Raw genomic sequence first — 25,331 nt, 5'->3', positions numbered from 1 at the left:
CGTGTCTGCTTCGCTTTTGTGAGCAAACCAGGCTGTAGCCTTTGCCAAGATATCGCGCTCCTGCTTAACTTGCCTGAGCTCGCGCCGTAATGCGGTCAATTCTTGGCGCTCAGCGGTGCTCAACGGTGCATCTGAAGACGTATCGCCGGTTTCATCAATTTGACTCTGGCGAACCCAGGTGCCAATGCTGGTGGCGTGGCATCCAAACTCTCGGGCAAGTTCAGCATGTGTGCGACCTGCTTTGGCCAGCTCAACAATTTGACTGCGAAACTCAGGTGGATACTGCGGGCGTTTTGAAGACATGATGGACTCCTTCTTTGAGAAATATAAGGTGTCCGGTCAATGGGGGGAACTTCACAATCCGGATATTGACCTGATCCTTGGCACTCAAAGCTCCGTAAGCATCCGTTACCTGCAACTGCGCCACATAATCACCCACAGCATCTGCATTGAAGCTTGGCTTGACAGCAGTAGCATCCGACAGCTTGGCTTGACTCCCTGCTGGCGTGGTCAATGTCCATGCGAACTGCAATGAATCTCCATCTGCATCTGTGCTGGCACTGCCATCCAAAATAACAACTGTATCTATTTCTTGTTCTATGGCTCGGCCTGCACTTGCCACCGGAGCAGCATTCGATCTGGTCACAGTGACTTCGGCAGATACGCTAGTACTCTCTACTTTTCCGTCATTGACAATCAGAGATGCAATATATTTTCCCGGTATATCTGGTGTGAATGTCGGTCGAGCATCTTGATGATTGTTCAAATCAGCTGAACTTCCGGATGGTTTCGCCAGAGACCATTTATAGGTAAGTGGATCACCATTGGCATCTGTACTGCCAGAGCCATCCAACCTGACCAGAGTTCCAGTAGTGACACTTTGTGCCGTACCCGCATTGGCGACTGGCGGCACGTTCTCGACATAGGCTGTAATCGATACCATAGCAACCACACTGTCGAGCTTTCCATCATTGACTATCAATGAAGCAACATACTCTCCTGCACTATCCACCACAAAAGCAGGTCGCACCGCTGCTGAATTGTCCAGTTCTGCTGCACTGCCTGTGGGTCTGCTCAGTGACCACCGGTAAGTCAATGTGTCATTATTGACATCTGTGCTGCTCGAGCCATCCAGCATCACCCTGGTACCAGTTGCCACGTTCTGGGGTGGTCCCGCATTGGCCACAGGAGCTATATTGCCATCTACTACAGTAATGATTTTTTCCTCCCGATCACTATTGGCCAAGCCATCATGGACTGTCAAACCAATGACATACTCGCCTACAACAATCGGAACAAAAGTGGCTATAACTTCTTTTTCACCATTCAAAAAAGAGTTTCCAGGTTGCTTCACCAGTGTCCATTGATAGCCAAGCTCTCGGTTCGCCTCGCTGATACTTCCACTGCCATCCAGTGTCACCACCTGATATAAACAGCAGTACGCTCCAATGTATGCGTATCGTCCAGTAACAATGTCAGGAGGCTTCATGTCACTTGATACCTTATCGAAGGCTATCTCCCTTCTTGCGTCCGCTTCTGAGGAAGTCTAAGCACTGGTTGATTAGCAACTTGGATGGCACTGCTGTGTTCAGATAAAAATGAACTTGTAGTTTACTTTGAAATGAACAGAAATTTTCTTTTGTTGCAGGCAAAAAATTACTTTTCTGTTCATGAATGAAGCTCATGAATTTGCCCAACGTCTGCGTGATGCCATGACACGTGCAGGCTATCCCTTACGGCCTGTGGTGTTGGAGAGGGAGTTCAACACGCGTTACTGGGGCAAGTCGGTGACCTTGCAAGCCGTGCGCCGCTGGCTGCGTGGCGAAGCCATCCCATCACAGGACAAAGTTCAGGTTCTGGCCGAATGGCTGAAAATAGAGCCGGAAGTCCTGCGCTTTGGCGAATCCATTCGCAAGGCGGTACAGGAGCACCGACAGCGTTGGGATGAAGGCATGGGACATCTGGAACGTGAAACCTTCGACACCTTTCTGCAACTACCCGCACCCCAACGCAAAATTGCGCGGGAGGTGATTCTGGCTCTGGCCAGGGCACAGGAGCTGGAGGCTTTGAAGGCTCCGCGTCCGCCTGCATCTGGCATACCGCCGCGTTAAGCCTGAATGGCCCTCAGCCTTTCTGTCGCTCATGTGTGGGCAGCACAGCGGGCCTGACAGACCTTTGCTATGCCGACAAGGCCATCAGGCCGCGCAACAAGACCACCATCAGGCGGCCTGATGCGCCGCTGCCTGTGGCTGCACGTTGCAGTGCCAGTCCGTGTGCCAATGCCATGAAGGTCGATGCAATGTCCTGTGGGGCCGCAGGCATCTGCAATTGGCGTTCGGCAAACAGGCGTGCCATCCATTGCGCCAGAACATCGCGGTGCTGTAGCCAGACCGCCTGGTAGGCGGCGGCGAAGGTTGCACTGCGCTGGGCGTGCAGTTGCAATTCGATGGAGAGCATGCACCAGTGGGGGTCCTGATCCAGTGCCGATGCCCATGCTTCCAGATCGTCCAGTATCTCGGCGGGACTGCGCTGCTTCTGCTCCACCAGCGTGTTCAACTGCACGGCCTCTGCCTGCATGTGCTGGCGCAGCATCTCCAGCAGCAGTTCTTCCTTGCTGTGGAAGTTGGAATAGAACGCGCCCTGCGAGTGGCCCGACTGCTCGGCAATGTCGCGGATGGATGTGCCGCCATAGCCTTTCTCGGCAAACAGGCGTGTGGCGGCCTGGATCAATCCTTCGCGCGTTCGGGCCTGGCTTTCTTCCCGGCTGAGGCGGGTTGGGGACGCTTGCTGCTGGTTCTTGCGATTCATGGATGGTGATTCTAGCAAACTCAAATATCACTTGACATCCGAAACTCCATTTCATACATTTCAAAATTCAAATGAAATCTGAATTGGGATTTTATGCGCCTGAATTTTGAAACCGCCTTGGTGACCGGAGCCACCGGCCTGCTCGGCAACAACCTGGTGCGCGCGCTGCTGGCACAGGGGGTGCGGGTCAAGGCGTTGGTTCGTAGCCACGCCAAGGGGCTGCAACAGTTCCAGAACCTGCCCGGCGTGGAACTGGTGCAGGGCGACCTGGGCGATGTTGGTTCCTTCGCGGCAGCCTTGCGGGGCTGTGATGTGGTGTTTCACACCGCCGCCTTCTTTCGTGAAAACTACAAGGGCGGTTCGCACTGGGACGAGTTGCAGCGCATCAATGTCGATGGCACCCGTCGCCTGTTGGAGCAGGCCTATGCCGCAGGGGTGCGACGCTTTGTGCAAACCTCATCGATTGCGGTGCTCAATGGCGAGCCTGGCTCCCTGATCGATGAAACCCAGTCGCGCCCCCTGCACGATGCAGACGACTATTACCGCAGCAAAATCCTCGCGGATGAGCAGGTTCTGTCCTTTCTGGACGAACATCCGGCCATGCACGCCTGCTTCGTTCTGCCGGGCTGGATGTGGGGGCCTGCCGATATCGGCCCGACTTCTTCCGGGCAGTTGCTGATGGATGTGGCGCATGGCAGGCTCCCTGGTCTGGTGCCGGGCAGTTTCTCGGTGGTCGATGCCCGCGATGTGGCGCAGGCACAGATGGCCGCTGCGGTGCGGGGACGCAAGGGCGAACGCTATCTGGCCGCTGGCCGACACATGACCATGCGTGAACTGGTGCCCCTGCTCGGCCAGATCATGGGTGTGAAAACCCCCACCCGCCTGCTGCCCACCCCGCTGCTGTTCGCGCTGGCCTATCTGCAAGAAGGGTATGCCCGCATCAGCGGCAAACCGATTCTGCTGAGCCTCTCCACGGTGCGCCTGATGCTGCGGGAGGCCGAACGCACACGCTTCAACCACAGCAAGAGCGAACGGGAACTCGGTCTGCAATTCAGGCCCGTGGAGCAGACCCTGTGCGACACCCTCGCCTGGTACCGCACACACGGCTGGCTGCCCACCGCTTGATGCCAAGCCCGGCGGCAACTGTCATGGCAGTTTGGTGATGTCCGCCAGATTGCCATTGGTGCCATCGGCCGTGATGGTGTGGTTGCCCACCTTTTTGTTGTAAAGGGTGAAGTTGTAGGGCACGAACAGGGTGATGTCCGGCAGGTCGTGCACGATGATGCGCTGCACTTCGTTGAACAACTCCTTGCGCTTGTGCTCATCCGGCTCAATGGCGGCGGCCTCGAACAGGCGATCCACTTCCGGGTTCTGGTAGCCGGAGCCATTGGAGAAGGGCAGTCCCTTGCGGAAGTTCTTCGACCAGTACAGTCGCTGCACGCCCACGGTGGGGTCGAACAGGTTGCTCATCGGGTGGACGGTGAAATCGAAGTCGCGGTCGGTATAGACGCGCTGGAGGTAGGCCGGTGCGTCCTGCGAACGCACGGTGACGGCAATCCCCACGCGGGCCAGTGCCGGGCGGATGAACTCGGCAGTGCGCCGGTACAGGCTGCTGTTGGGCCAGTAGTCGGCATGAAGGGCAAAACGCACGCGATTGGCACCGCGCGGGAACCCGGCTTCGTCCAGCAGTTGATTGGCTTTTTTCAGGTCAAACGCATGGTCGGGCAAATCCTTGAGGTGGAATCGCTCCAGATCGGGGCTGATCGGGCCGTTGGCGGTCTTGCCATAGCCGTACTGCACCACCTTGAGGATGGCCTGCTTGTCCAGCGCGTGGGCAATCGCCTGCCGCACCTTGTGGTGCTGGAGGTAGGGGTTGTCGAGGTTGAATTCCACCCGCGTGATGTTGTTGGTGTACTGCCAGCCCTGCTCTTCCAGTGCCAGGTTCGGCTTGGCGACAAGGCGTTCCAGTTCTGTCAGGGCCACGGTGCTGCCGGATGCAATGTCCACTTCGCCAGTCTCGATGGCTGCGGCACGGGCCGCCACATCCGGGAAGAAGCGGATCACCAGACGCTGCACTGCGGGTTTGGGCGCACCCCAGTAATCAGGGTTGCGGTCATAGATGACGTGACTGCCCTTGACCCACTCCCGGAAAATCCACGGCCCGGTGCCGATGGGGGCGGTCAGTTGCGGATTGGCGTGGATGCCCTTTCCGTCGAACAGATGCCGGGCCACGATGGGAGATTCGGAGGCTGCCAGCGCGTACAGCAGATAAGGGGCGGGCTTGGAGAGGTGGATGATGGCGGTGTGCGCATCGGGCGTGGCGACGCGCTCCACATTCGCAAACGTGCTGCGTCCACGCGGATGCACTTCCTTCAGCGTGAGAATGGAATAGGCCACGTCCGCCGAAGTGAAGGGTGTGCCGTCATGCCACTTCACCCCTTGGCGCAGGGTGAATGTGTATTGCAATCCGTCCGGGCTGATGCTCCATTGCGTGGCCAGTTGCGGCTGTGGCTCCAGTTTCAGCGAGAACGCCAGCAGGCCCTCGTTGGTCTTGGGGCTGAGGGTGAGCGAACCGGCGGCCGTGGTGGTGAGTACCAGTGCCGTGGGTGGCTCCGGCTCCAGCAGCAAGCGCACGGCCCCGGCATCGGACGCAGCCGTTTGCGCCAGCACTGCGCCCGACAAGCCCAGCAATACGGCCCCAGCGCACAGCCCCCGCTGGATGCGGCGCACCGCCTGTTTCAGAAAAGACGACATGAATACCCCTTCAGCAAACCACAATCCCGGTCAGGCCGCTTCTTGCAGCGGCGTTTTCGTGCGCAGTGCCTGCAAACCCCGTGTATCGGCCCAGGCGTGGACATCGAAGTCCGCGGGCAGGAAACCCCATTCCAGCAAAAAGTCCTTGAAGTGGCCGATGGCATCCACCAGCGGCGCGTCCAGGCCAATGCCCAGATGCTGGTGCACGTCCGGGCCGTTGGAGGCCAGCACGGCTTCTTCGCTGGTATTGATCTCGCGTGCGATGAAGCGCAGGGTTTCGTCGGGATGGCTGGCGGCCCATTGGGCGGCACGGTCGATCACGGCCAGCAGACGTTCCACCAGGTCAGGGCGTTGTTCGGCCAGTGCGGCATCCACCGTCAGCACGCGCGGCGTGCCGTTATTGATGCGGATTTTCGGGTCGGGGTGGCTGCCGAACTCCACCACGGTCTGCGCCCCGATCAGGTTGGCAACGATGATGCCTTCCGCACCCTTGACGAAAATGGCATCCACCTCGCCGCGCACCAGGGCCTGCACTTCCGGGAAATAGGGATGGCGACGCTTGAGGCCGAACAGGCTGGGCGTGCCGTGTTGCAGGATGACGGACTCCTCGATGGGCAAGTCCACCAGCACGGCATCCCGGTGCGTCAGCCCGGCCAGCGACAGGCCCGATACCAGCCCTTTCAGCGCGGTGGCGCGGTGGAAGTCGATCAAGTCGTTCACCCGATGCGGCACGGCCAGGCGTTTGCCCGCCAGTTGCTCCACGGAGTCGATGCCCCTGCCCGGCAGGGTGACAATGGCCTGAAACTCGTCCGTCCAGGTAATGCCCACCAGCCGGGTGGCCCGCCCCTTGGCCCGCGCCCAGATGGGCGGAATATTGCCGCCCTGCCGGAATGACCACGCCAGATGGTGATCGAAATGGCTTTCGCGGATGCTGCGATCCTTGGAGTCGAAGATGGATTCCACCGGAATGCCAATGTCGGCAAAGGTCTCGGCCAGCCAGCCCTGCTGGGCGGCAATGCCCAGCGGCGAGGGCACAGGGCAACGGGTGTACCAGAGGGTTTCGGGGGACGCGCTGGCAGTGGATGCGGTATCGGTCATGGAGTCTGTGCCTTTCAGGCTTTGAGGTGGATATGGGCAAAGTTACCGGAAACGCCTTCCGCGCCGACGGTATGGCCCCCAATGCGGCGGTTGAACACCGTCACCTGCCTGACGGCCACCAGCCCGATGGTGGGCACGTCTTCGGCAATGATGCGCTGGAAGTCGGCAAAAAGCTGTTTGCGCCGCGCGGGGTCGTTCTCGATGGCAGCGGCCTCCAGCAGGCGATCGACTTCGGCATTCTGGTAATGCGCCCCGTTGGAGAACGGCACACCGGGCCGGAAGTTTTTCGACCAGTAGAACCGCTGGATGCCCACCGTAGGGTCGAACAACTGGCTCATACCCTGGTTGTTGAAATCGAAATCGCGGTCGGTATAGACCCGCTTGATGTAGGTGGAAAACTCCTGCAAGCGCACCGTCACCTCAATGCCGATGCGCCCCAGTGTCTGGCGCAGATATTGCGCCACGCGGTTGGCATTCGCATCGAACACATCGTGCGTGACGCGAAAGCGCACGCGGTCGATGCCTCTGGGGAATCCGGCCTCATCCAGCAGGGCTTCGGCACGGCGCAGATCGTAGGCGGGATAGGCCACGGCCGGGTCATAAAACGCCTTGAGTATGGGCGAGATCGGCCCCGGCGCGGCCTCGCCATAGCCGTACCACGCAGTTCTCAGAATCACCTCGCGGTCGATGGCATGGGCCACCGCCTGCCGCACCTTCTGGTGCCTGAAATACGGGTTGTCGAGATTGAACTCGATGCGCGTGGTGGAGTGGTTGAAATACTCGTTGCCGCGCGTGTCGATGGCCAGATGCGGGATGGCCTTGAGCCGGTCCAGATCGGGAATCGGCACGGGTGTGGCCCCGCCCAGATCGGCCGCGCCACTCTCCAATGCCGCAGCCGCCACCGAAGGCTCCTTGATAAAGCGCACCACCAGCCGGTCGATGTACGGCCTGCCCGCATCCCAATAATCGGGGTTGCGTTCGTAGATGACGTGGCTGCCCTTCACCCATTCCTTGAAGATGAATGGCCCCGTGCCCACCGGGCGGCTGTTCACCGGGTTGCTGGCCAAGTCCTTGCCCTCATACAGATGCCTGGGCACGATGGGCGTTTCGGCCGCTGCCAGCGCGGTCAGCAGAAACGGGGCGGGTTGCTCCAGCACCAGCACGGCGGTGAGTGCGTCGGGAGTCTGCACCTCGCGCACGCTGGCAAACGTGGCGCGGCCACGCGGGTGGTGGTCGCGCACGGCCAGAATCGAAAACGCCACATCCGCCGAGGTGAAAGGCTTGCCATCGTGCCACTTCACGCCCTCGCGCAAATGGAATGTGTAGCGCAGGCCGTCGTCACTGACCTGCCAGCGCGTGGCCAGTTGCGGCTGGGGCTGAAGATTGAAGTCGTACCACAGCAGCCCTTCCACGGCCTTGGGCGAGACGATGAAAGTGCCCGCTGCCGGATTGACGATGCCCACCAGCGTGGGCGGCTCCAGCGCAGAAATCAGCGTGACCGTGCCACCGCGCTGAATGCCCGCAGGGTCGGGAATGGCGGTGGCCGCCGTGGCCGACGCGCCCGGCAGGCCCAGTATGGAAGCCACAGGCTGGGCGAAACCTGCCAGTGCGAACAGGTGGAATTGGCGACGATTGACGCAGGACATGGGTGCAATGCAATGACAGTGGAGGGGAATGGGATGGCAGGCTCAATCCCGGTCAGCGGCCAGGGCCGTGGCCTTTTGGCGCACCTTGAACCACTCGCGCCCGGCATTGCCGCGAATCAGTGCGGCAGAAGGCGCGTGAATCTGGCCGCATTGGGCATTGCGGAAATGGCGTTCCAGCGCGTTGTGGCGGCTGATGCCGTGGTTGCCCGCCAGCTCCAAGGCCAGCGCGGTGGCCTTGGCGGCGTGTTCCATCGCCACATAGCGGGCGGTGCTGCCCAGTTCGGCAAAGGGCTGCCGGGCATCGAACGCCTGGGCATGGGCATCCAGCAGGGTGTTGCTGGTATGGAGCAACAGACGGATACGCCCCACGCTGTCCTGCACCGTCGGCAGGGAGGCCAGCGACGCGCCCTTGAGGGCCGATGGCTTGCGCTCCAGCAGAAAATCCGCAATCCAGTCCAGCGCGGCTTCGGCCACGCCGGTGTAGATGGAACCCACCAGATTCAGATACCAGGCGAAGGCGTATTCGTCGCGCTGCTGGCCGTGCTCTGCCGAATACAGTCCGGCCACCTGCTGCACGGGAATGGCGACATCCTCGAAGATGAAATCGTGACTGACCGTGGCACGCATCCCCAGCGGGTCCCAGGTCTCCACCAGGCGCACGCCGGGGCTGTCCTTGGGCACGAGAAACTGGCCGATGCGTGGCTGTTCTTCGTCCGTCACCGCCAGCACGCTCAGCCAGGACAGCAGGTGCGAACCCGTGGAATAAATCTTGTGCCCGCTGATGTGCCATTCATCGCCGACCCGGCGCGCCACGGTGGCAGGCAGGCCGCCGTGCGAGGGAGAACCCAGCGCAGGCTCCACCTGCACGGCATTGATGAGCGCAGGCGCGTGCAGTGCCTGCTGCGTCAGTTGCTGTGCCAGGGCGGTCGGCCAGAATGCGAGGGATGGCTCACGCTGCCGCTGCGAACGGGCAATGCCCGCGTGCTGGCTGTAGTGCATGGAGGCAATCAGCGCGACGGAAGGATCGCCTTTGGCCAGCGTCTGCACAATCTGCCGCGCCAGCAGCAGGCCACTGCCGTGGCCGCCATCGCGCCGGGCAATCGTCAGGCGCAACAGATCGGCCTGAAACAGCTCCTGAATCTGCGCAGCGGGGGGCTGGGCGGTCTGGTCGTGGTGTTCGGCGCGCGTGGCAAATTCTGCGGCCAGTTTGCGCGCGCGGGCCAGCAGAATCTGCCCGTCCAGCAATGGGGCGGTGATGGGGGGCGTGGTGCGGCCAGGTCGTTCGGCCGTGGGGGTTTCGATGCTCAAAACAGTTCCTTTGTCGCTTGATCGTGCCGTACTCACAGCCGCAGTCCGGCCTGCTTGAGCAGGGGCAGGATGCGGTCGCCGAAGAATTCCAGATCGGGCTTGAAGTCGAAGAAGCTCAGTTGCAGGCCGTCGATGCCAGCGCGCTTGAGTTGCACGAACTGCTCCACCACCTGCTCGGGCGTACCCACCACCTCGATGTTGCCGCCAATGGCCCGGCGACTGGGTGGGTCCACACCTTCGCGCCCCTTCCAGGCATGGGCATCGCTCTTGAGGCTGTGGAAGCCCTCGGGAGTGCGAAAATCCTGGTGCGCGACGATGGCATCGTAGTAATCGCGGGTTTCCTTCTCGGTTTCGCGGCTGATGACCATCGGGTTCAGCAGGGTGCGCACCTCGCGCCCCACATTCCGCGCGGCCTGCTTGACCCGCGCCACATGGGCAGGCAATGCCTGAATCGCCCCCTCGAAATGCGAAGCCCCCGGGCTGGTGATGAACACCACATCGGAATAACGCGCGGCATAGTCGATGCCCGCATCCGACCCGGTGGCATTGACCAGCAGCGGCCTGCCAAAACGCGGCTTGGGCGTGACAAAGGCATTCTTGAGCTTCCACGAGGACTGGCCGCTGAATGAAAACGGCTCGTCGTCCGTCCACAGGCGTTGCAGCACCTCAATGAACTCGGCCGCCAGTTCATAGCGGCGGTCGTGCTCGATCAAATCCCAACCAAAAGCCTCATGCTCCACACTGCGGTGCCCCGTGACCACATTGATGCCCCAACGCCCCCCGGAAATATGGTCCAGCGTCGCCCCCCACTTGGCCAGATGCAGCGGGTGCAGCGGGCCGTACAGCACATGGATGGTGGAAACCAGCAAGATGCGCCGGGTGATGGACGTCAGGGCCGCCGTGGTCTGGAAGGAATCCAGCGCGTTGCCATCGAACACGCCGCCATAACCGCCCTTGGGCAGCCACTGCGACAGCGCGAACACCAGATCAAAGCCCAGCTCCTCGGCCTTGAGCACCAGATCACGGTTGTACTCCCACCGCCAGTCGGTACTGCGCGGCAAGGTCGAGGCACTCCAGCCCCCCGCCTGAATCGGCAGGAACAACCCCAGCAACACCGGCTGGCGCAAGGCCTGCGCCACCGGGCTGTCGGGAAAATCAGCCGGAGAAGAAAAACAGTCCAGGCCCACCAGGGAGCCAGCAGAATGGGAAAGCGTCATACAGTCTCAACGGGCAGGCAAGCTGCCTTCAAAAACACCCAACAGCAACGAACACCCTGTCGCACACCGCATGGAAGCAACAGGCATTCATGAATTTTTTGAATTATTCGCAAGCATCAGACCCAGCGTCAAACAATCATTTTTCATTTGCTAATGGGCTTGAACAAATCACCGGCAGTGGGTCTGAGAATCTGTTCTGAACAAGCCCCGCAAAAATTCCATACCAAATGCCCCCTGCAAGCAGGCGGCCACCTACAATGCAGGCATGAACAAAAATCTTCTTTCCCTCTCGACCCTGTCGCTCTGGCTGGCTCTTGGCGGAGTGGCCCACGCACAGGAGCAGCAGACCCTACCCGCCCCTGCTGCCGTGGCAGCCGAAGCCGCCCCGGCAGAGGCTGACAAAAATGCCAATCTGGCGGCCCCCCAGCGTTCCGTGCGCACCCACCAGGAAGATGCTGGCTCGCGCATTGAGGAGCTGAAGGTTGGCGGCGAAACGCAAGCCATCACCGTACAGCCCAGCGGCACGGCCCCCGCCTACCAGGTGCGGCCGTCCAACAACCACTCGCTGCGCCAGGAAGAAGGCCACCGCGCTGGCTCGGGCACCAACGGCCCGCGTGTCTGGAACCTGGTGGAATTCTGAAGCCCGCTTCTGCCATGCAGCGTTCCCTGTCCATGCCGTGTGCGACGCACGGCATCGCACCAGTGCCACCCGGCTGGCCCACTGGTTTGTCCGATTGATTTTTTTGACCCCTGGCAACATGGCCGTCTATACCGAAGTCGCACCCGAAGCGGCACAAGCCCTGCTCAACCACCTGAACCTGGGCACCCTGCAAAGCCTGCGCGGCATTCAGGGCGGCATTGAAAACACCAACTACTTCGCCACCACCGACCAAGGTGAATATGTGCTGACACTGTTCGAGCGGCTCACCGCCGAACAACTGCCGTTCTACCTGCGGCTGGTCAAGCACCTGGCGGCAGCGGGCATTCCCGTGCCGGAACCCCAGGCCGATGCACAGGGGCAACTGCTGCACAGCCTGCACGGCAAGCCCGCCGCCGTCGTGGTCAAGCTGGCCGGACAAAGCCAGCTCGCGCCACAGGCCATCCACTGTGCGCAACTCGGGCGGGTGCTGGCGCAAATGCACCTGGCCGCCCGCAGCTTCGACATGCAGCAGCCCAACCTGCGCGGGCTGGACTGGTGGAACGACACCGTGCCCGCCGTCCTGCCCTACCTGCAAGCCCCCCAGCAGGAACTGTTGCGCCGCGAACTCGCCTTCCAGAACGAACTGGCGGCATCGGCCAGCTACCGGGCACTGCCCGCCAGTGCCGTGCATGCCGACCTGTTCCGCGACAACGCCATGTTCGAGGGCGAGCGGCTCAGCGGCGTGTTCGACTTCTACTTTGCCGGAGTCGATACCTGGCTGTTCGACCTGTGCGTGGCCATCAACGACTGGTGCATCGACCTCGCCACCGGCGAACTCGATACCCCCCGCGTGAACGCACTGCTGCGGGCCTACCAGCAGGTGCGGCCCCTCACTGCCGAAGAACAAGCCCTTTACCCGGCCCTGCTGCGCGCCGCCGCGCTGCGCTTCTGGATCTCGCGCCTGTGGGACTGCCACCTGCCGCGTCAGGCCTCCATGCTCCAGCCCCACGACCCGACGCACTTCGAGCGGGTACTGCGCGCACGCATCGCCCGCCCTGGGGCCATCACCGCCGAACACGGCTTCGCCACCCCATGAAGTTGCGCCTGTTACCCGCCCGCACCGGCCTGGCCTGGGTGGCCGAAGGACTGTCCGTTTTCCGCCGGCAACCCCTGCGCCTGACCGCTCTGCTGGCCCTGTACCTGCTGGTGGGCGGCCTGCTGGCGGTATTTCCAGTGGTGGGAGCGGCCCTGTCCGTCGCCATGGCACCGTTTCTGATGGTCGTGCTGATGGCAGGCACCGGACTGGTGGCCGACGGGCGGCGCATTCCGCTGGAAATCACCTGGGTGCTGTTTCGCGGCAAATACGCCCCGCAGGGAGTGGAACTGCTGAAACTGGGCGGTGTCTGCGCGGCCGGGCTGATGCTGCTGCTGGCCGCCTCGCTGACCGTGGATGGCGGCAGCTTCTGGCGCATCTACTCCGGGCAGGAAGTGCCCACCCCCGAAATCCTCAGCGACGGGCGCGTGCAGATCGCCTTCTGGCTCGTCACCCTGCCGGGGCTGCTGGCCAGCGCACTGCTGTGGTTCGCCCCCGGCCTGGTGTACTGGCTGCGCCTGCCCATGGCACAGGCCATCTTCTACAGCGTCGTCGCCTGTGGGCGCAACCTGGGAGCCATGGCCGTATATGCCCTGACCTGGGGCGGCATTGCCGTGGCCCTGGTAATCGCAGGCACCCTGCTGACCTACCTGCTGCTGATTGTGGGCCTGCCCCCTTCGCTCGCGGCCATCGTTTATCTGGTGGGCATGTTGATGTACAGCACCGCCGTGCTCACCTCCGCCACCTTCGCCTTCCGCGACACCTTCGACGCCCTGGACGAACTGGAACGCCAGGGCCGACTGCCACGCCAGCCGCAGGGGTGATGGACGCTTGTGACTGACGCTTATTGATCGTTTGATCGTTTGATCGTTACCACGCTCCCGCGTGGTAACGCCACACGGGACGCTCCCGCGTCCTGGGGGCGTGGGTAATCTACACAAGTCGGTCATTCCCGTCATTCCGGCGCAGGCCGGAATCCAGTGACGACGTTGCAATAAACACCGACATTGCTGAATGGAACAAGGGGTTACTGGATTCCGGCCTGCGCCGGAATGACGGCGGTTTGTGTGTCGAGGGCGGTTGCAATAGCACCATTGGCAGCCCTCCCGAAACGCTCCGGACAGCAGTGGGTCGAGCACGGAAACGGGAGGGTTGCTGGTCGTCCAAAGATGTGTAGATACCTATGTCCTGGGGGCGTGGGGTTTGTGTTTGGCAAAGCCAGCGCGTACCATTGGGTGTTTTGCACCACCGCCTGTCACAGGCTTTCACACGCCATGTCGCATTCGCCCTTCATCCATGCCGCCGCCCTCCATGCCCTCTGGAGCCAGCCTCACCCCCAGCTTGTGATTGCCGACAGTAGGCACGATCTGGCCCAGCCCGACTGGGGCCGTCAGGCGTTTGCACAGGCCCACATTCCCGGTGCGATTTTCGTCTCGATCGATGACGACCTCAGTGCCGCGCCCAACGGCCACAATGGCCGCCACCCACTGCCCTCGCCCGAAGCCTTCGTGCGCACGCTGGAGCGTCTGGGCATCGGCAACGACCGCCATGTGGTGGTGCTCGACCAGGGCAGCACCATGTTTGCAGGCCGCCTGTGGTGGATGCTGCGCTGGCTCGGGCACAGGAACGTTCAGGTACTCGATGGCGGTCTGGCCGAATGGCAACGGCGGGGCTACCCGCTCACCGACAGCACCAACGACCCGGCCCGCCCCCGCCCGGCCACCCACTTCATCCCCAACGTGCAGCACCAGATGCTGCGCACCGCCAACCAGACCCTGGCCACCCTGCACGATGGCCAGCACCTCATCGTCGATGCCCGCGCGCCCGAACGCTACCGGGGCGACGTGGAGCCGCTGGATCGCGTGGCCGGGCACATTCCCACCGCCGTGAACCAGCCCTTCGCCCTGCACCAGCGCGATGGCCTGTGTCGCCCTGCCGATGAACTGCGTGCCCAGTGGCTGGCCCTGCTGGGTGACACCCCCGCCAGCGCGGTGATTCACCAGTGCGGCAGCGGTGTATCGGCCTGCGCCAACCTGCTGGCGATGGAACACGCCGGCCTGCCCGGCAGTGCCCTCTATGCCGGAAGCTGGAGCGAATGGTGCAGCGACCCCAGCCGCCCGGTTGCCACCGCCAGCACAGCCAGCGGGCAGGACGCACCATGATTCGCCCCGGCCTGCACCTCTACCCGGCGGCAGAACCCAGCCCGCCCCGGCCTGCCGTCACGCTGATGCTGCTGCGGGAAGCGGCACATGGCCCGCACGGTTTTGAAATCCTGCTGTCGCGCCGCTCGCACACCGCCCGCTTCGTGCCGGGAGCCTATGTCTTCCCCGGTGGAGCCATCGACCCGCAAGACCATACCTGCACCCATCTGGCCGACCGCCGCGCCGATCAGGATGCACAAGCCACCGCGCTGGCCATTGCAGCCGTGCGCGAATCGCTGGAAGAACTCGGCATCCTGCTGGCACGCCGTGCCGATGGCCAGCCCGTGCGCAGTGCCGACATCCAGAGCCACCTGAACCGCCAACAGCCCCTTGCGCCGCAGATGCAGGCACTGGGCTGGCGGTTCGCGCTGGAGCACATCTACCGCTTTGGCCACTGGATCACCGACCGCGACTACCCGCGCCGTTTCGACGTGCCATTCCTGCTCGCCCCCATGCCCACCCACCAGCAGGCACAGGCCGACAACATCGAGCAGTTCGACCCGCTCTGGCTCAGCCCCGCCCACGCCCTCGAACGCCACCGCGACGGTGCGCTGCCGCTGGTCTATCCCACCGTACGCACCCTGGAAAAACTCGCCGAATTCGCCAGCGTGCAAGCCGTGCTGCACGCCTGTCGCCACGGCACGGTCATGCCCACCAGCTCCCCGCGCGCGGCCTATGTGCATGGTCGGGAAGCACGCTTCATGGAGCACGAAGCCCCGTTTGCCGAACTGGAACTGGTCTGCCCGCAAGGCCAGTTGCAGCACGATGTCGGCTGGCAGCACGAAAAACCCGTACCTCTGCTCAAGCATCTGCACCGCCTCACCGCACCCAACGCCGGTGTCATGACCGGGCCGGGCACCAACACCTACCTGATCGGCCAGCCCGAAACTGGCTTCATCGCCATCGACCCCGGCTCCTGGGGCACGGATGCCGATGCCCAGCACCTCCAGCGGCTCATGCAGGCCACCGGCGGCGACATCCGCCACATCCTCTGCACCCACTCCCACCCCGACCACTCCCCGGCCGCCGCCCCGCTGCAAGCCCTGGTGGAAGCCGCCGGATACGCCCGCCCGCCCATCTGGGGCATGCCATCGGCAGCCAATGCCCGTGCCGACAGCCACTTCCAGCCCGACCGCACCCTGCACCACGGCGACTGCGTGGGCCTGCACACGGCCGACGATCACCCGGGCCCCATCCACCACACCCTGCAAGCCATCCACACCCCCGGCCACGTCAGCAACCACCTGTGCTTCCTGTTGCAGGAAGACGCACTGCTGTTCTGCGGCGACCATATTCTGGGCGGCACCACCACAGTCATCCTGCCGCCCGACGGCAACATGAACGACTACCTGCAATCCCTGGATCGGCTGCAAACCCTCTGTGCCACCCACGGCGTGCAGTACCTGCTGCCCGCCCACGGCCATGTGCTGCACCAGCCTGGGCAGGTCATCCAGCAGTTGCGCGCACACCGGCTGCGGCGCGAGGAAAAAGTCTGGCAGGCCATCCGCCAGCAGCCCAACGGCAGCCTCCACGACTGGCTGGCCCACGCCTACGCCGACACCCCGGAAAAAATGTGGCCAGTCGCCCGCTTCTCCCTGCAAGCCCACGCCGAACGACTGGCCCTGCTGCACCCAGAATTCGCACCGCCCATTCACGCAGCATTGCAGGCCGCCTCACAGGCATCCGATACGCCAGCGGCGCATTGAGCGTCTGGTCAGCCGCAGAGCCTGACCAGCACCCCATCGGGGAACATGGATGCCGGCCATGACAGCCGTGTGTGCAGTTCGGGCCAGTCGAAGCCCGCGCCGGGGTCTTGTTTGCGCCCCGGTGCAATATGTTCGTGCCCTGCCACGGCGGTGATCGGATAGCGTGCGGCAATGGCCCGGCACAACTGCGCCAGTGCCGCGTACTGGGCTGGCTCGAAAAGGCCACCTTCCAGCCCTTCCAGTTCGATGCCGATGGAATCGTCGTTGCGGGCGTTGCGTCCCTGATAAAAGGATTGCCCGGCGTGCCAGGCGCGCTGGTCGCAATCGACGAACTGGACGGTTTCTCCCCCCCGCCGAATCAGGAAATGCGCCGAGACTTCCAGCCCGCGAATGCCCTGAAAGTAAGGGTGTGCCTCCCAGTCCAGCGCGTTGGTGAACAGCCGCTCGATGCAGTCCCCACCAAACACACCCGGTGGCAGACTGATGGAATGCACGACGATCAAATCGACCGCCACACCCGCAGGGCGGGCATTGCAGTTGGGCGAGGCGCACCAGCGGGCCAGCCGGTATCGCCCTTCATTCCAGAGGGAATGGGCCTGGTCGGTGGAGAGGGGCATGGTCACTCCACCGCCATGCCCAAACGCTCCAGCCGGTAGCGCAGTTGGCGCACACTCAGGCCCAGTTGGTCGGCAGCCACGGCCAGATCGTTCTGGCTGCCTCGCAAAGCCTGCGTGAGTACGCCACGCTCCTGGGCATCGAGCCAGCTGCGCAGATCGGTGGCACGGCCCGAAGCGGTGCTCTGGTGTGCCGTGGCTTCGGTGGGCGCGGGGTCTGTGTTCGGCTCCTGCACGGCAGACACGACGGGCATTGCATCGCCATCCGGGGCAATGCTGGCGGCTTGCAACACATGGCCGTCGCTCAAGGCCACGGCCCGATGCAGCAGGTTTTCGAGTTCGCGCACGTTGCCGGGCAGGTCGCGGCAGGTGATGGCCTGCATGAATTCCGGGGTGATCTGCGGCGGCTGCGCCATGCCCGCATCCTGTGCCAGCCGCGCCAGCAAAGCCTGCACCAGCTCCGGCAGGTCTTCGCGGCGTTCGCGCAGTGGTGGGATGCGGATTTCGATGACGTTCAGGCGGTAGTACAAGTCCTGGCGAAACCGGCCTGCGGCCACTTCCTGCGCCAAGTCCTTGTGTGTGGCACTGACCAGCCGTACATTCACCGCTTCTTCCTGGGTGGCTCCCAGTGGGCGCACTCGGCGTTCCTGAATGGCGCGCAACAGCTTGGTCTGCATGGGCAGCGGCAGATCGCCGATTTCATCCAGAAACAGTGTGCCGCCCTGCGCAGCCTGAAAGAATCCGATGCGATCATGCACGGCCCCGGTGTAGGAGCCTTTTTTCGCCCCGAAGAATTCGGCTTCGAGCAGATTTTCCGGGATGGCCCCGCAATTGACGGCCACCAGCGGCCCATCGGCACGTTGGCTGTTGGCGTGCAGGGCCTGTGCCACCAGTTCCTTGCCGGTACCCGACGCGCCATGAATGTGTACCGGTGCCATGCTGCGCGCCACCTTAGCAATGCGGCCCTTGACGGCCTGCATCACCGCCGACTGGCCCACCAGCCGCGCCAGAGCCGCTTGCCCCTGACCACTCGGGTCGGCCTGGGTGCTGCGGCAGCAGTCGGCAGCAGGGTCATGGGACTTGCAGTCGGTATCGCCTGACGCACCAGCCAGCACCTCCTGCCCCTGCACGGCCGATGCCACCACGGTGCGCAATTGCTTGAGTTCCAAGGGTTTGGTGAGGTAGTCGAAGGCACCGGCACGCAAGGCTTCGACGGCATTTTCTGCCGAGCCGTAGGCGGTGACGACAATGCAGCGTTCGGTGCGCCGCGCCTGCTGCAAGTCTTGCAGGATTTCCATGCCCATGCCGTCGGGCAGGCGCATGTCGGTGAGCACTACGTCGAAGCAGGACTGCGCCAGCTTGTCCCGCGCCTGCTGCACGCATTCGGCCGATTCCACGGCATAGCCCTCGCGCAGCAGTGTCAGCTCGTACAGCAGGCGCAAGTCCGGCTCGTCGTCGATGACCAGAATGGAGGCTTTGGATTTCGTCATGGTCTGATTATCACTGATGGCAGCCCCCACCATCCGAGGCGACAATGGACGGGCATTGCCATACCCCACCACATACGAGGAGAACACCATGGGCCTGATCGATCCCCATGCCAGCCTGCACCTCTGGCCAGACAAACTGCAACAGGTGCAACACGACCAGCTCTCGGCACAGCAGTTCGGGGAATGGGCCAGAGAGCAGCAAACCCTGCTGGCAGCCCTGCCCCCCAAGTACGAGCAGGTGCTGCTGAATCTGCTGGACCGGCTGGAATCCAGCGCGCTGTTCACGGACGAGAGCTGCTCTTTCAGCCAGAGCGATCTGCTCGACAGCCTGCAACTGTGGGCCGACAAGGCACAGCAGAGTCTGGATGCGCAGGCCGTCAGATAAACACCATGCACACAAAGAAAAACCCTGCATGCCTTTCTGATACGAGGGTCATGCAGGGTGGTGCGTGGCATTCGCGGGGTCAGCCAGCCTTGCGTTCCTGCTCCACCAGGTATTCCACCACTTCCAGCACGCGGGAGAAGCTGCCGGTGAGCGTGCCATCCGTGTAGTACTTGCCTGCCACCGCCAGTGACGGTACGCCCTGCACGCGGTACTGGTCTTGCAACTGGGTGGCGCGGCGCACTGCGTTGGCTACCGAGAAGGAGTTGTAGGCTTCCTGGAACTTCTTGGCATCCACGCCCTTGCTGGTGGCCCAGTCCAGAATCGCCTGATCGCTGTTGAGGCGTTTGCGTTCCTTGTGGATGGTCTCGAAGGCTGCAATGTGCAGGGTATCGACCAGATTCAGGGCCTCCAGCGTGTAGTACAGCTTTTGCAGCGGGATGTAGTTGGCGTTCTGCTGGAAGGCAATCGGCACACGCTGCACCACCACATCGGCAGGCTGTTTCTTGGCCCAGGCCGCCACGACCGGCTCAAAGTTGTTGCAATGCCCGCAGGAGTACCAGAAGAATTCCAGCACCTCGATCTTGCCAGCGGTCACTGCGGTATTGACGGACTGCGCCAACTGCATGTATTCCTTGCCTGCCTGGGGAGCCTGGGTCTGGGCACGGGCGGGCAGACCGGCCAGCAGTGTGGCCGATCCGGCAACGGCAGCCGCAGCGGCCAGAGAAAAATCACGACGTTTCATAATGCGTTCACTCCTGTGGTTCAATCATTGGGCAGCAGGGCTGTGAGGGATTACCCGGCAAAAAGTTCAATGGCCTGCATCCGCTACGTTCTCAACGGGCCTGTCGCAGCACGGTGGAGTCCAGACCCTGACCATCCAGCTTCTGTTTGAGGTTGCCAGCATCGGCACTGCGGTTGAAGGGGCCGACCCGCACGCGGTAAATAGGCTGGCCGTGCTGGGTGCCCTGGGTGATGTGCGCATCCCAGCCGCTCATGGTGACGCGGGCGCGCTGGGCATTGGCATCGGACTGGGAACGGAAGGCTCCTACCTGCACAAAGTATTGGTAGGCCCCTTCGTTCACCGTGCTGGCAGGCGGCGGCGTGGGGGTGGATGGCGACGACGCGGCCTGTGCGGCCAGGGCATCCAGTGCGTCCGGCACTACGGCCACCGGCTCGGTTTCCGGCTCTGGGATGGGGTCGGGGGCATCCGACCAGGCACTGGGGGTGCGGTCGGCCTTCACGGTGGCACCCGGTGCACCCGCCAGCGGGGCGTTGGGGTTCCAGACCCGGTTGCGCTCGGCTTCGGTGGAATCCAGCGTGGAAGGCCGGGTGTTGGCCGTGGTGTTGATGAAGGGGGTGGGCATTTCGGAGACGACCATCGCCACCACGATGGCAATGCCCAGACCTATGACGAGGCCAATCAGAATGCCTGCCAGCGTACCACCGGTTTGTCGTGTTTTCATGTGCTGCGGGTGTCAAGAAATGAATTACATGCGCTGCGGAGCATCCACTCCCAGCATGGCCAGGCCATTGCGCAAGACCTGTGCCGTGGCGGCAATCAGGGCCAGACGCGCCAGTTTAACTGCTTCGTCATCCACCAGAATGCGTTCGGCATCGTAATAGCTGTGGTAACCCGCTGCCAGTTCGCGCAGGTAGAAGGTGACATCGTGCGGGGCAAAGTCCTTGGCCGCACCGGTGAGCATGGCCGGATACTTGGCCAGCAGCAGCATCAGGGCCTGGGCGGGTGCGGTGTCGAGCGCGGCCAGATCGATCTGCGACAGCGTGGCGACATCGCCTCCCCACGCAGTCAGCACGGAGCTGATGCGGGCGTGGGCATACTGCACATAGTACACAGGGTTGTCGTTGTTCTGCGCCACGGCCAGATCGACATCGAACGTGTATTCGGTATCGGGCTTGCGGCTGAGCAAGAAGAAGCGCACCGCATCCTTGCTCGTCCATTCGATCAGGTCGCGCAGGGTGACGTAGCTGCCCGCCCGCTTGCTGATCTTGACTTCCTCGCCACCGCGCACCACGCGCACCATGGTGTGCAACACATAGTCGGGATAGCCCTGGGGAATGCCGGCATCGGCAGCCTGCAAGCCTGCCCGCACCCGTGCAATCGTGCCGTGATGGTCGGTGCCCTGGATGTTGATGGCCTGCTGGTAGCCCCGCTCCCACTTGGCAATGTGGTAGGCGACATCGGGCACGAAGTAGGTATAGGTTCCGTCCTGCTTGCGCATGACGCGATCCTTGTCGTCGCCATAGTCGGTGGAGCGCAGCCACAGTGCGCCATCCTGCTCATAGGTCTTGCCGTTGGCCACCAGACGCTGCACGGCAGTATCCACGCGGCCACTGGTGTAGAGGCTGGATTCAAGGTAATACTCGTCAAACTTCAGGTTGAATGCCTGCAAGTCCTTATCCTGCTCGTGGCGCAGATAGGCCACGGCAAACTGACGGATGCCCTCCACATCGTCCACGTTGCCGCTGGCCGTGTACTGGCGGTCGTCGGCAGTGACGGTTTCGCCCTTCAGGAAGGCGTCGGCAATGTCCTGGATGTAGTCGCCGTTGTAGGCGGCTTGCGGCCATTGGTCGTCGCCGGGCTTGATTCCTCTGGCACGCAGTTGCACGCTGTTCGTGAGGGTTTGAATCTGCACGCCAGCATCGTTGTAATAGAACTCGCGGTGAACCTGCCTGCCCTGGGATTGCAGCAGGTGACAGATGGCATCGCCCAGCGCGGCCTGCCGACCATGCCCGACGTGCAGCGGGCCGGTGGGGTTGGCGGAGACAAATTCCACGACGACCTTCTCACCCGTGGCAGGCTGCTGGCCGAAGGAATCGCCCTCTTGCAGCACTTCCACCACAATCTGCTGCTTGGCTTCGGGCTTGAGGCGCAGGTTCAGGAACCCCGGCCCGGCGATCTCGATACCGGCCACCCACTGCGCATACACCGGCTGCGCCAGCAAGGCCGTGCGAACCTGTTCCCCCAAGTGGCGCGGATTCTGTTTCAGGGGCTTGGCCAGCTGCATGGCAGCGGTGATGGCAAAGTCGCCGTGTTCGGGCTGCTTGGGCAGTTCAAATGCAGCCTTCGCGCCTGCACCGGCAGCGAGTGATTCAAGGGCGGTGGCCAGGCCCGCCAGCAGTTCTTGTTTGATTTTCAGCATGGGCGCAATTTTAGTGGTTCCGGCACACGCCCCATGCCAGCCCACCGGAAAATCCCTGCCCGCAGAGGGCAGTCAGATCGCCAAAAACAGCACGGCCAGCGCACAGCCGATCAGCGTGCCTGCCGCCACGTCGCTGGGGTAATGCAGCCCCAGCACGACCCGCGACAGCCCCACCAGCAGGGTGAAGGGCACCAGCAGCACGGCCAGCCAGGGAAAATAGGCAATCGCCACGATGCTGAAGGCCACCGCATGCAGGGTGTGGCCAGAGGGGAAGCTGAACTCGTCCAGCGGTGCGGTCAGAGCCACCACCTTGCCATTGCGGGCGCAGGGGCGTGGGCGGCTGGTGATTTTCTTCAGCCACTTGTACAGCAGCACCCCCACCACGCCCATGATGGCCATGCGCGTGGCCGCTTCCACGCCATGTTCCTCGCCAGACAGCGCGATGGCCGCCATCAGTCCATACCAGAACACGCCATTGCCCAGGCGGCTGACCACGCTGAGCATACGGGTGAGCCAGTGCTGGTTCAGGCGTTGTTGTACCTTCAGGCACCACAGCAGTTCGCGGTGGCTGAAAGGCAGCGGGTGTTCATGCACGTTGTCGGGTTGCAGCATGGGGAACCTCCTGGACTTGGTGTGCCATCTCGATGGCATCGTGGTACGCAGCGATCAAATCCTGAATCACGCTCTGCCAGCTCTTGCCTGCCAGACTGGCGACATGGCCCAGCTCCCGCACCAGTTGCGGCTGCTGGGCCAGGCTGGCGGTGGCGTTCACAAACGCGTCGGCATCGTCGAAAGGAACCAGAATGCCATTGCGGCCGTTCACGATCAATTCGTGGGCGGCGGCATAGTCAAACCCCACCACCGCCAGCCCGCTGGCCATGGCCTCCTGCACCACATTGCCGAAGGTCTCGCTCATGCTGGCAAAGACAAACAGATCGGCCGATGCGTAATACATGCCCAGCTCCTGGGATGACACACTGCCGGTAAAAACGACTTCCGGGTACTGGCGCGACAGGCGTTCCTGCTCGGGGCCGGCCCCCACCAGCACCAGTTTGGCGCGTGGCTGACTGCGGCGCACCGCCAGCCATGCCTGCACGACCAGTTCCAGATTCTTCTCTGCCGCCAGCCGCCCCACGCACAGCATGACCAGATCATCGGCCTGCACGCCCCAGCTCTGGCGCAGCGACTCACTGCGCAACGCCGGGTTGAACTGGTTCTTGTCCACCCCGCGCGAGAGCACGCGCACATTCTGCATCCCACCTTCCTGCAACTGGCGCACCAACTCGCCGGTGGGAACCAGGTTCACATGGCAGCGGTTGTGGAACCGCCGCAGATAGGCTGTCACCTGCTGGCGCAGCAAGCCAAAGCGGTAGTGTTCGGTATAGCGATCAAAATGGGTGTGGTAGCCCGCCACCAGTGGCAGTTTCAACGCGCGTGCAACATGCAGTGCAGAGCGGCCCAGCGGCCCCTCGGTGAGAATGTGCACGACATCGGGTCGATCCTGCCGCCACATGCGACGCAGCATCCCTCCCGCAGGCAAGCCAAAGCGAATGCCGTTGTACCCCGGCACGCCGATGCCGCGCACCAGCGTGGTGGGCAGATCGCTGAAACAATGCACATGCGCCATGTCCTCGCCTTCCTGACGGGGGCGGATGATGCGCACCTTGTGCCCGGCCGTATTCAGGCCATTGAGCAACCGCCCTGCCGTCATGGCCACGCCATTGAGTTCGGGCGGGAACGTCTCGGTGACAAACGCCACCCGCAACAGCGAGGAACCGGGCTGGTGGACAAACGAAGGCGGTGGAGTGCTGGGCTTCATGCCTGCCACTCTAGGCCGCCGCCATGAACCCGACATGACATGCCAGTGACTGAATCGTGACGTGGTGCGCGCCGCCCATCTACCGCCCATGCCATTCCAAGCATTGTTTTTCAGGTTAATATATCATTTATATCTAATATAAATACTCCAGCACCATGCACCACACTTCCACTGCTCTGCCCGAATCGCACAGCCGATTGCAACACCTGCCCATTGCCCTGTTCGCCACCGTCATGGGTCTGGCTGGGCTTTCGATTGCCTGGATGAAAGCCCAGCACGCCGCAGCTGCACCCGCTGTGGTGGCCGACAGCCTGCGCTGGATTGCTTCGCTGATCTGGCTGACCCTGTTGCTGGCCTATACCGCCAAATGGCTGAAATACCCGGATGCCGTTCGCGCCGAACGCCAGCACCCAGTGAAACTGAACTTTCTGGCAGCCATCACGATTGGCCTGCTGCTGCTCTCTGTTGCCTGGACACCTTCTGCGCCCAGCCTGGCCCGGTGGCTCTGGACAGCAGGCGCGTGTGCCCACCTGCTCATCACGCTGGTGACGATGGGAACCTGGCTGTACCGGTCGCAGTTCACTCTCCAGCAAGTCACTGCCGCCTGGTTCATCCCGGTGGTCGGCAACATCATCGTCCCGATTGCCGGAATGCGCTACGCACCACCAGACGTGAGCTGGTTCTTCTTCAGCATAGGGCTGGTGTTCTGGCTGGTGCTGATGACCATCGTGCTCTACCGACTGTTCTTCCACGACCCGCTGCCCGCCAAACTCAACCCCACGCTGTTCATCCTGATCGCGCCACCCGCCGTGGGCTTTCTGGCCTGGCTGACACTCCATGATGGTCAGGTCGATGCCTTGGCCCGCATCCTGTACTCCACCGCACTGTTCATTGCGTTGCTGCTGTCCACCCAAGCCCGGCTGTTCCTGCGCACTCCCTTTTTTCTGTCCGCCTGGGCCTACTCGTTCCCGCTGGCAGCCCTGACCATCGCCACCCTGGAAATGCACCTGCGCACACAGACCACTTTCTACCTTTACCTGGGTTTGGCACTGCTGACCGTGACCACCGCCGTCATCGGCATTCTGGTGGCCAAAACCCTGCAAGCCTTTGCCAAAGGCCGCATCTTCTTGCCGGACTGATGTTCTCAGTGCACGGCTTGACATCCACCCCTGCCTAAAGTCAGGGGATTCCTACGGTGCTCATACCGGCCCGAAGCCAGTATGAGTCGCTTCGGTGGGTTCCTGCTTCACCGAGGCTGCGCACCTTGCCTTTGCAGGCTTGGCGGGGCTTACGTCCTCTCCACAGGCTAACCGGGCGTGTCCCGCCCTTAAGACATTGATCGCGCCGACCACATCGGCGTTTTCTTCGTAACCGCATTCCACACACGCAAA

Annotated in this window: 24 protein-coding genes and 2 pseudogenes; 9 read left to right on the top strand and 17 right to left on the bottom strand. The window is 62.6% G+C overall.

Going from position 1 to position 25,331, the window contains the following annotated elements; genetic code table 11:
- Nucleotides 1-303, bottom strand: a 303-nt coding sequence (locus BUE21_RS12960) for an IS3 family transposase (RefSeq protein ID WP_084523296.1), incomplete at its 3' end; no start/stop codon positions are given.
- A complete protein-coding gene (locus tag BUE21_RS14575) occupies nt 272-1,489 on the bottom strand; it encodes a PKD domain-containing protein (RefSeq protein WP_143164533.1) in 1,218 nt (405 codons plus the stop codon). The genes BUE21_RS14575 and BUE21_RS12960, both read right to left, overlap by 32 nt.
- Nucleotides 1,490-1,670: 181 nt before the next feature.
- On the opposite strand from BUE21_RS14575, the gene BUE21_RS12950 reads away from it, so the two are divergent.
- Nucleotides 1,671-2,111 carry a transcriptional regulator gene (locus BUE21_RS12950; protein WP_073357075.1) on the top strand — a complete coding sequence of 147 codons (441 nt, stop codon included), beginning with the start codon at nt 1,671-1,673 and terminating at the stop codon, nt 2,109-2,111.
- Between the two features lie 67 nt (nt 2,112-2,178).
- Here BUE21_RS12950 and BUE21_RS12945 read toward each other — a convergent pair whose 3' ends face one another.
- On the bottom strand, nt 2,179-2,808 hold the full coding sequence (locus BUE21_RS12945) for a TetR/AcrR family transcriptional regulator (RefSeq protein ID WP_073357074.1): 630 nt from the start codon (nt 2,806-2,808) through the stop codon (nt 2,179-2,181).
- Between the two features lie 93 nt (nt 2,809-2,901).
- Here BUE21_RS12945 and BUE21_RS12940 point away from each other — a divergent pair, with 93 nt between their 5' ends.
- Nucleotides 2,902-3,933 carry an SDR family oxidoreductase gene (locus BUE21_RS12940; RefSeq protein ID WP_073357073.1) on the top strand — a complete coding sequence of 344 codons (1,032 nt, stop codon included), beginning with the start codon at nt 2,902-2,904 and terminating at the stop codon, nt 3,931-3,933.
- A 21-nt stretch (nt 3,934-3,954) separates the two neighbouring features.
- Here BUE21_RS12940 and BUE21_RS12935 read toward each other — a convergent pair whose 3' ends face one another.
- The 6 genes and pseudogenes from BUE21_RS12935 to BUE21_RS12915 all read right to left on the bottom strand — a co-directional run bounded on the left by BUE21_RS12935 (nt 3,955) and on the right by BUE21_RS12915 (nt 10,831).
- Nucleotides 3,955-5,562 carry an ABC transporter substrate-binding protein gene (locus tag BUE21_RS12935; protein WP_073357072.1) on the bottom strand — a complete coding sequence of 536 codons (1,608 nt, stop codon included), beginning with the start codon at nt 5,560-5,562 and terminating at the stop codon, nt 3,955-3,957.
- Nucleotides 5,563-5,592: 30 nt separating this feature from the next.
- Nucleotides 5,593-6,660, bottom strand: coding sequence for an ABC transporter substrate-binding protein (locus BUE21_RS12930; protein ID WP_073357071.1), 1,068 nt, complete (start codon nt 6,658-6,660; stop codon nt 5,593-5,595).
- Between the two features lie 14 nt (nt 6,661-6,674).
- Nucleotides 6,675-8,306, bottom strand: coding sequence for an ABC transporter substrate-binding protein (locus tag BUE21_RS12925; protein ID WP_073357070.1), 1,632 nt, complete (start codon nt 8,304-8,306; stop codon nt 6,675-6,677).
- A gap of 42 nt (nt 8,307-8,348) precedes the next feature.
- Nucleotides 8,349-9,167, bottom strand: coding sequence for an acyl-CoA dehydrogenase family protein (locus tag BUE21_RS15205; RefSeq protein WP_407656064.1), 819 nt, complete (start codon nt 9,165-9,167; stop codon nt 8,349-8,351).
- A gap of 132 nt (nt 9,168-9,299) precedes the next feature.
- Nucleotides 9,300-9,650: pseudogene (locus tag BUE21_RS15200) on the bottom strand (acyl-CoA dehydrogenase family protein); the annotation flags it as partial.
- Nucleotides 9,647-10,831 carry an LLM class flavin-dependent oxidoreductase gene (locus BUE21_RS12915; protein ID WP_073357069.1) on the bottom strand — a complete coding sequence of 395 codons (1,185 nt, stop codon included), beginning with the start codon at nt 10,829-10,831 and terminating at the stop codon, nt 9,647-9,649. The pseudogene BUE21_RS15200 and the gene BUE21_RS12915, both read right to left, overlap by 4 nt.
- Nucleotides 10,832-11,096: 265 nt before the next feature.
- Between BUE21_RS12915 and BUE21_RS12910 the strand changes: the two genes are divergently transcribed.
- The 5 genes from BUE21_RS12910 to BUE21_RS12890 all read left to right on the top strand — a co-directional run bounded on the left by BUE21_RS12910 (nt 11,097) and on the right by BUE21_RS12890 (nt 16,471).
- Nucleotides 11,097-11,471 carry a hypothetical protein gene (locus tag BUE21_RS12910; RefSeq protein WP_073357068.1) on the top strand — a complete coding sequence of 125 codons (375 nt, stop codon included), beginning with the start codon at nt 11,097-11,099 and terminating at the stop codon, nt 11,469-11,471.
- Between the two features lie 118 nt (nt 11,472-11,589).
- A complete protein-coding gene (locus BUE21_RS12905; protein WP_073357067.1) occupies nt 11,590-12,567 on the top strand; it encodes a homoserine kinase in 978 nt (325 codons plus the stop codon).
- Nucleotides 12,564-13,388, top strand: a complete 825-nt coding sequence (locus BUE21_RS12900) for a BPSS1780 family membrane protein (RefSeq protein WP_073357066.1) — start codon at nt 12,564-12,566, stop codon at nt 13,386-13,388. Before BUE21_RS12905 ends, BUE21_RS12900 begins: the two co-directional genes overlap by 4 nt.
- Before the next feature lie 450 nt (nt 13,389-13,838).
- Entirely contained in the window at nt 13,839-14,726 is an 888-nt protein-coding gene (locus tag BUE21_RS12895; RefSeq protein WP_073357065.1) for a sulfurtransferase, read from the top strand.
- Nucleotides 14,723-16,471, top strand: a complete 1,749-nt coding sequence (locus BUE21_RS12890) for an MBL fold metallo-hydrolase (RefSeq protein WP_073357064.1) — start codon at nt 14,723-14,725, stop codon at nt 16,469-16,471. The genes BUE21_RS12895 and BUE21_RS12890 overlap by 4 nt, the downstream gene beginning before the upstream one ends.
- 8 nt (nt 16,472-16,479) lie before the next feature.
- Here BUE21_RS12890 and ampD read toward each other — a convergent pair whose 3' ends face one another.
- A complete protein-coding gene (gene ampD, locus BUE21_RS12885; protein ID WP_073357063.1) occupies nt 16,480-17,088 on the bottom strand; it encodes a 1,6-anhydro-N-acetylmuramyl-L-alanine amidase AmpD in 609 nt (202 codons plus the stop codon).
- Between the two features lie 2 nt (nt 17,089-17,090).
- Nucleotides 17,091-18,575 (bottom strand): sigma-54-dependent transcriptional regulator, encoded by a 1,485-nt coding sequence (locus BUE21_RS12880; RefSeq protein ID WP_073357078.1) that lies wholly within the window; start codon nt 18,573-18,575, stop codon nt 17,091-17,093.
- Nucleotides 18,576-18,663: 88 nt separating this feature from the next.
- On the opposite strand from BUE21_RS12880, the gene BUE21_RS12875 reads away from it, so the two are divergent.
- Nucleotides 18,664-18,960, top strand: a complete 297-nt coding sequence (locus tag BUE21_RS12875) for a hypothetical protein (RefSeq protein WP_073357062.1) — start codon at nt 18,664-18,666, stop codon at nt 18,958-18,960.
- 79 nt (nt 18,961-19,039) lie between these two features.
- Here the strand turns inward: BUE21_RS12875 and BUE21_RS12870 are convergent, their stop codons facing one another.
- The 5 genes from BUE21_RS12870 to BUE21_RS12850 form a co-directional block, all read right to left on the bottom strand.
- Complete coding sequence (locus tag BUE21_RS12870; protein WP_073357061.1) at nt 19,040-19,702, bottom strand: thiol:disulfide interchange protein DsbA/DsbL; 663 nt, start codon at nt 19,700-19,702, stop codon at nt 19,040-19,042.
- Nucleotides 19,703-19,793: 91 nt separating this feature from the next.
- Nucleotides 19,794-20,423 carry an SPOR domain-containing protein gene (locus tag BUE21_RS12865; RefSeq protein ID WP_073357060.1) on the bottom strand — a complete coding sequence of 210 codons (630 nt, stop codon included), beginning with the start codon at nt 20,421-20,423 and terminating at the stop codon, nt 19,794-19,796.
- A gap of 24 nt (nt 20,424-20,447) precedes the next feature.
- The gene (argS, locus tag BUE21_RS12860) at nt 20,448-22,121 is read right to left on the bottom strand and encodes an arginine--tRNA ligase (RefSeq protein ID WP_073357059.1); all 1,674 of its coding nucleotides are present in this window, start codon (nt 22,119-22,121) and stop codon (nt 20,448-20,450) included.
- 72 nt (nt 22,122-22,193) lie between these two features.
- On the bottom strand, nt 22,194-22,733 hold the full coding sequence (locus BUE21_RS12855) for a phosphatase PAP2 family protein (protein ID WP_084523288.1): 540 nt from the start codon (nt 22,731-22,733) through the stop codon (nt 22,194-22,196).
- Nucleotides 22,708-23,940, bottom strand: a complete 1,233-nt coding sequence (locus BUE21_RS12850) for a glycosyltransferase family 4 protein (protein WP_073357058.1) — start codon at nt 23,938-23,940, stop codon at nt 22,708-22,710. The genes BUE21_RS12855 and BUE21_RS12850 overlap by 26 nt, the downstream gene beginning before the upstream one ends.
- A 155-nt stretch (nt 23,941-24,095) precedes the next feature.
- On the opposite strand from BUE21_RS12850, the gene BUE21_RS12845 reads away from it, so the two are divergent.
- Complete coding sequence (locus tag BUE21_RS12845) at nt 24,096-25,079, top strand: SLAC1 anion channel family protein (protein ID WP_073357057.1); 984 nt, start codon at nt 24,096-24,098, stop codon at nt 25,077-25,079.
- Between the two features lie 60 nt (nt 25,080-25,139).
- Here BUE21_RS12845 and BUE21_RS15060 read toward each other — a convergent pair.
- A pseudogene (locus tag BUE21_RS15060) lies at nt 25,140-25,331 on the bottom strand (hypothetical protein); the annotation flags it as partial.

The organism is Lampropedia hyalina DSM 16112 (genome assembly GCF_900129055.1).
Classification (GTDB): domain Bacteria; phylum Pseudomonadota; class Gammaproteobacteria; order Burkholderiales; family Burkholderiaceae_C; genus Lampropedia; species Lampropedia hyalina.
Note: the sequence above shows the minus strand (reverse complement) of the source record. Positions and strands in the feature narration are given on the sequence as shown.

Excerpts from the sequence above, each read along its gene's own strand:
- BUE21_RS14575 (WP_143164533.1), bottom strand. The coding sequence starts at position 1,489 with ATGAAGCCTCCTGACATTGTTACTGGACGATACGCATACATTGGAGCG.
- BUE21_RS12950 (WP_073357075.1), top strand. The coding sequence starts at position 1,671 with ATGAATGAAGCTCATGAATTTGCCCAACGTCTGCGTGATGCCATGACA.
- BUE21_RS12945 (WP_073357074.1), bottom strand. The coding sequence starts at position 2,808 with ATGAATCGCAAGAACCAGCAGCAAGCGTCCCCAACCCGCCTCAGCCGG.
- BUE21_RS12940 (WP_073357073.1), top strand. The coding sequence starts at position 2,902 with ATGCGCCTGAATTTTGAAACCGCCTTGGTGACCGGAGCCACCGGCCTG.
- BUE21_RS12935 (WP_073357072.1), bottom strand. The coding sequence starts at position 5,562 with ATGTCGTCTTTTCTGAAACAGGCGGTGCGCCGCATCCAGCGGGGGCTG.
- BUE21_RS12930 (WP_073357071.1), bottom strand. The coding sequence starts at position 6,660 with ATGACCGATACCGCATCCACTGCCAGCGCGTCCCCCGAAACCCTCTGG.
- BUE21_RS12925 (WP_073357070.1), bottom strand. The coding sequence starts at position 8,306 with ATGTCCTGCGTCAATCGTCGCCAATTCCACCTGTTCGCACTGGCAGGT.
- BUE21_RS12915 (WP_073357069.1), bottom strand. The coding sequence starts at position 10,831 with ATGACGCTTTCCCATTCTGCTGGCTCCCTGGTGGGCCTGGACTGTTTT.
- BUE21_RS12910 (WP_073357068.1), top strand. The coding sequence starts at position 11,097 with ATGAACAAAAATCTTCTTTCCCTCTCGACCCTGTCGCTCTGGCTGGCT.
- BUE21_RS12905 (WP_073357067.1), top strand. The coding sequence starts at position 11,590 with ATGGCCGTCTATACCGAAGTCGCACCCGAAGCGGCACAAGCCCTGCTC.
- BUE21_RS12900 (WP_073357066.1), top strand. The coding sequence starts at position 12,564 with ATGAAGTTGCGCCTGTTACCCGCCCGCACCGGCCTGGCCTGGGTGGCC.
- BUE21_RS12895 (WP_073357065.1), top strand. The coding sequence starts at position 13,839 with ATGTCGCATTCGCCCTTCATCCATGCCGCCGCCCTCCATGCCCTCTGG.
- BUE21_RS12890 (WP_073357064.1), top strand. The coding sequence starts at position 14,723 with ATGATTCGCCCCGGCCTGCACCTCTACCCGGCGGCAGAACCCAGCCCG.
- ampD (WP_073357063.1), bottom strand. The coding sequence starts at position 17,088 with ATGCCCCTCTCCACCGACCAGGCCCATTCCCTCTGGAATGAAGGGCGA.
- BUE21_RS12880 (WP_073357078.1), bottom strand. The coding sequence starts at position 18,575 with ATGACGAAATCCAAAGCCTCCATTCTGGTCATCGACGACGAGCCGGAC.
- BUE21_RS12875 (WP_073357062.1), top strand. The coding sequence starts at position 18,664 with ATGGGCCTGATCGATCCCCATGCCAGCCTGCACCTCTGGCCAGACAAA.
- BUE21_RS12870 (WP_073357061.1), bottom strand. The coding sequence starts at position 19,702 with ATGAAACGTCGTGATTTTTCTCTGGCCGCTGCGGCTGCCGTTGCCGGA.
- BUE21_RS12865 (WP_073357060.1), bottom strand. The coding sequence starts at position 20,423 with ATGAAAACACGACAAACCGGTGGTACGCTGGCAGGCATTCTGATTGGC.
- argS (WP_073357059.1), bottom strand. The coding sequence starts at position 22,121 with ATGCTGAAAATCAAACAAGAACTGCTGGCGGGCCTGGCCACCGCCCTT.
- BUE21_RS12855 (WP_084523288.1), bottom strand. The coding sequence starts at position 22,733 with ATGCTGCAACCCGACAACGTGCATGAACACCCGCTGCCTTTCAGCCAC.
- BUE21_RS12850 (WP_073357058.1), bottom strand. The coding sequence starts at position 23,940 with ATGAAGCCCAGCACTCCACCGCCTTCGTTTGTCCACCAGCCCGGTTCC.
- BUE21_RS12845 (WP_073357057.1), top strand. The coding sequence starts at position 24,096 with ATGCACCACACTTCCACTGCTCTGCCCGAATCGCACAGCCGATTGCAA.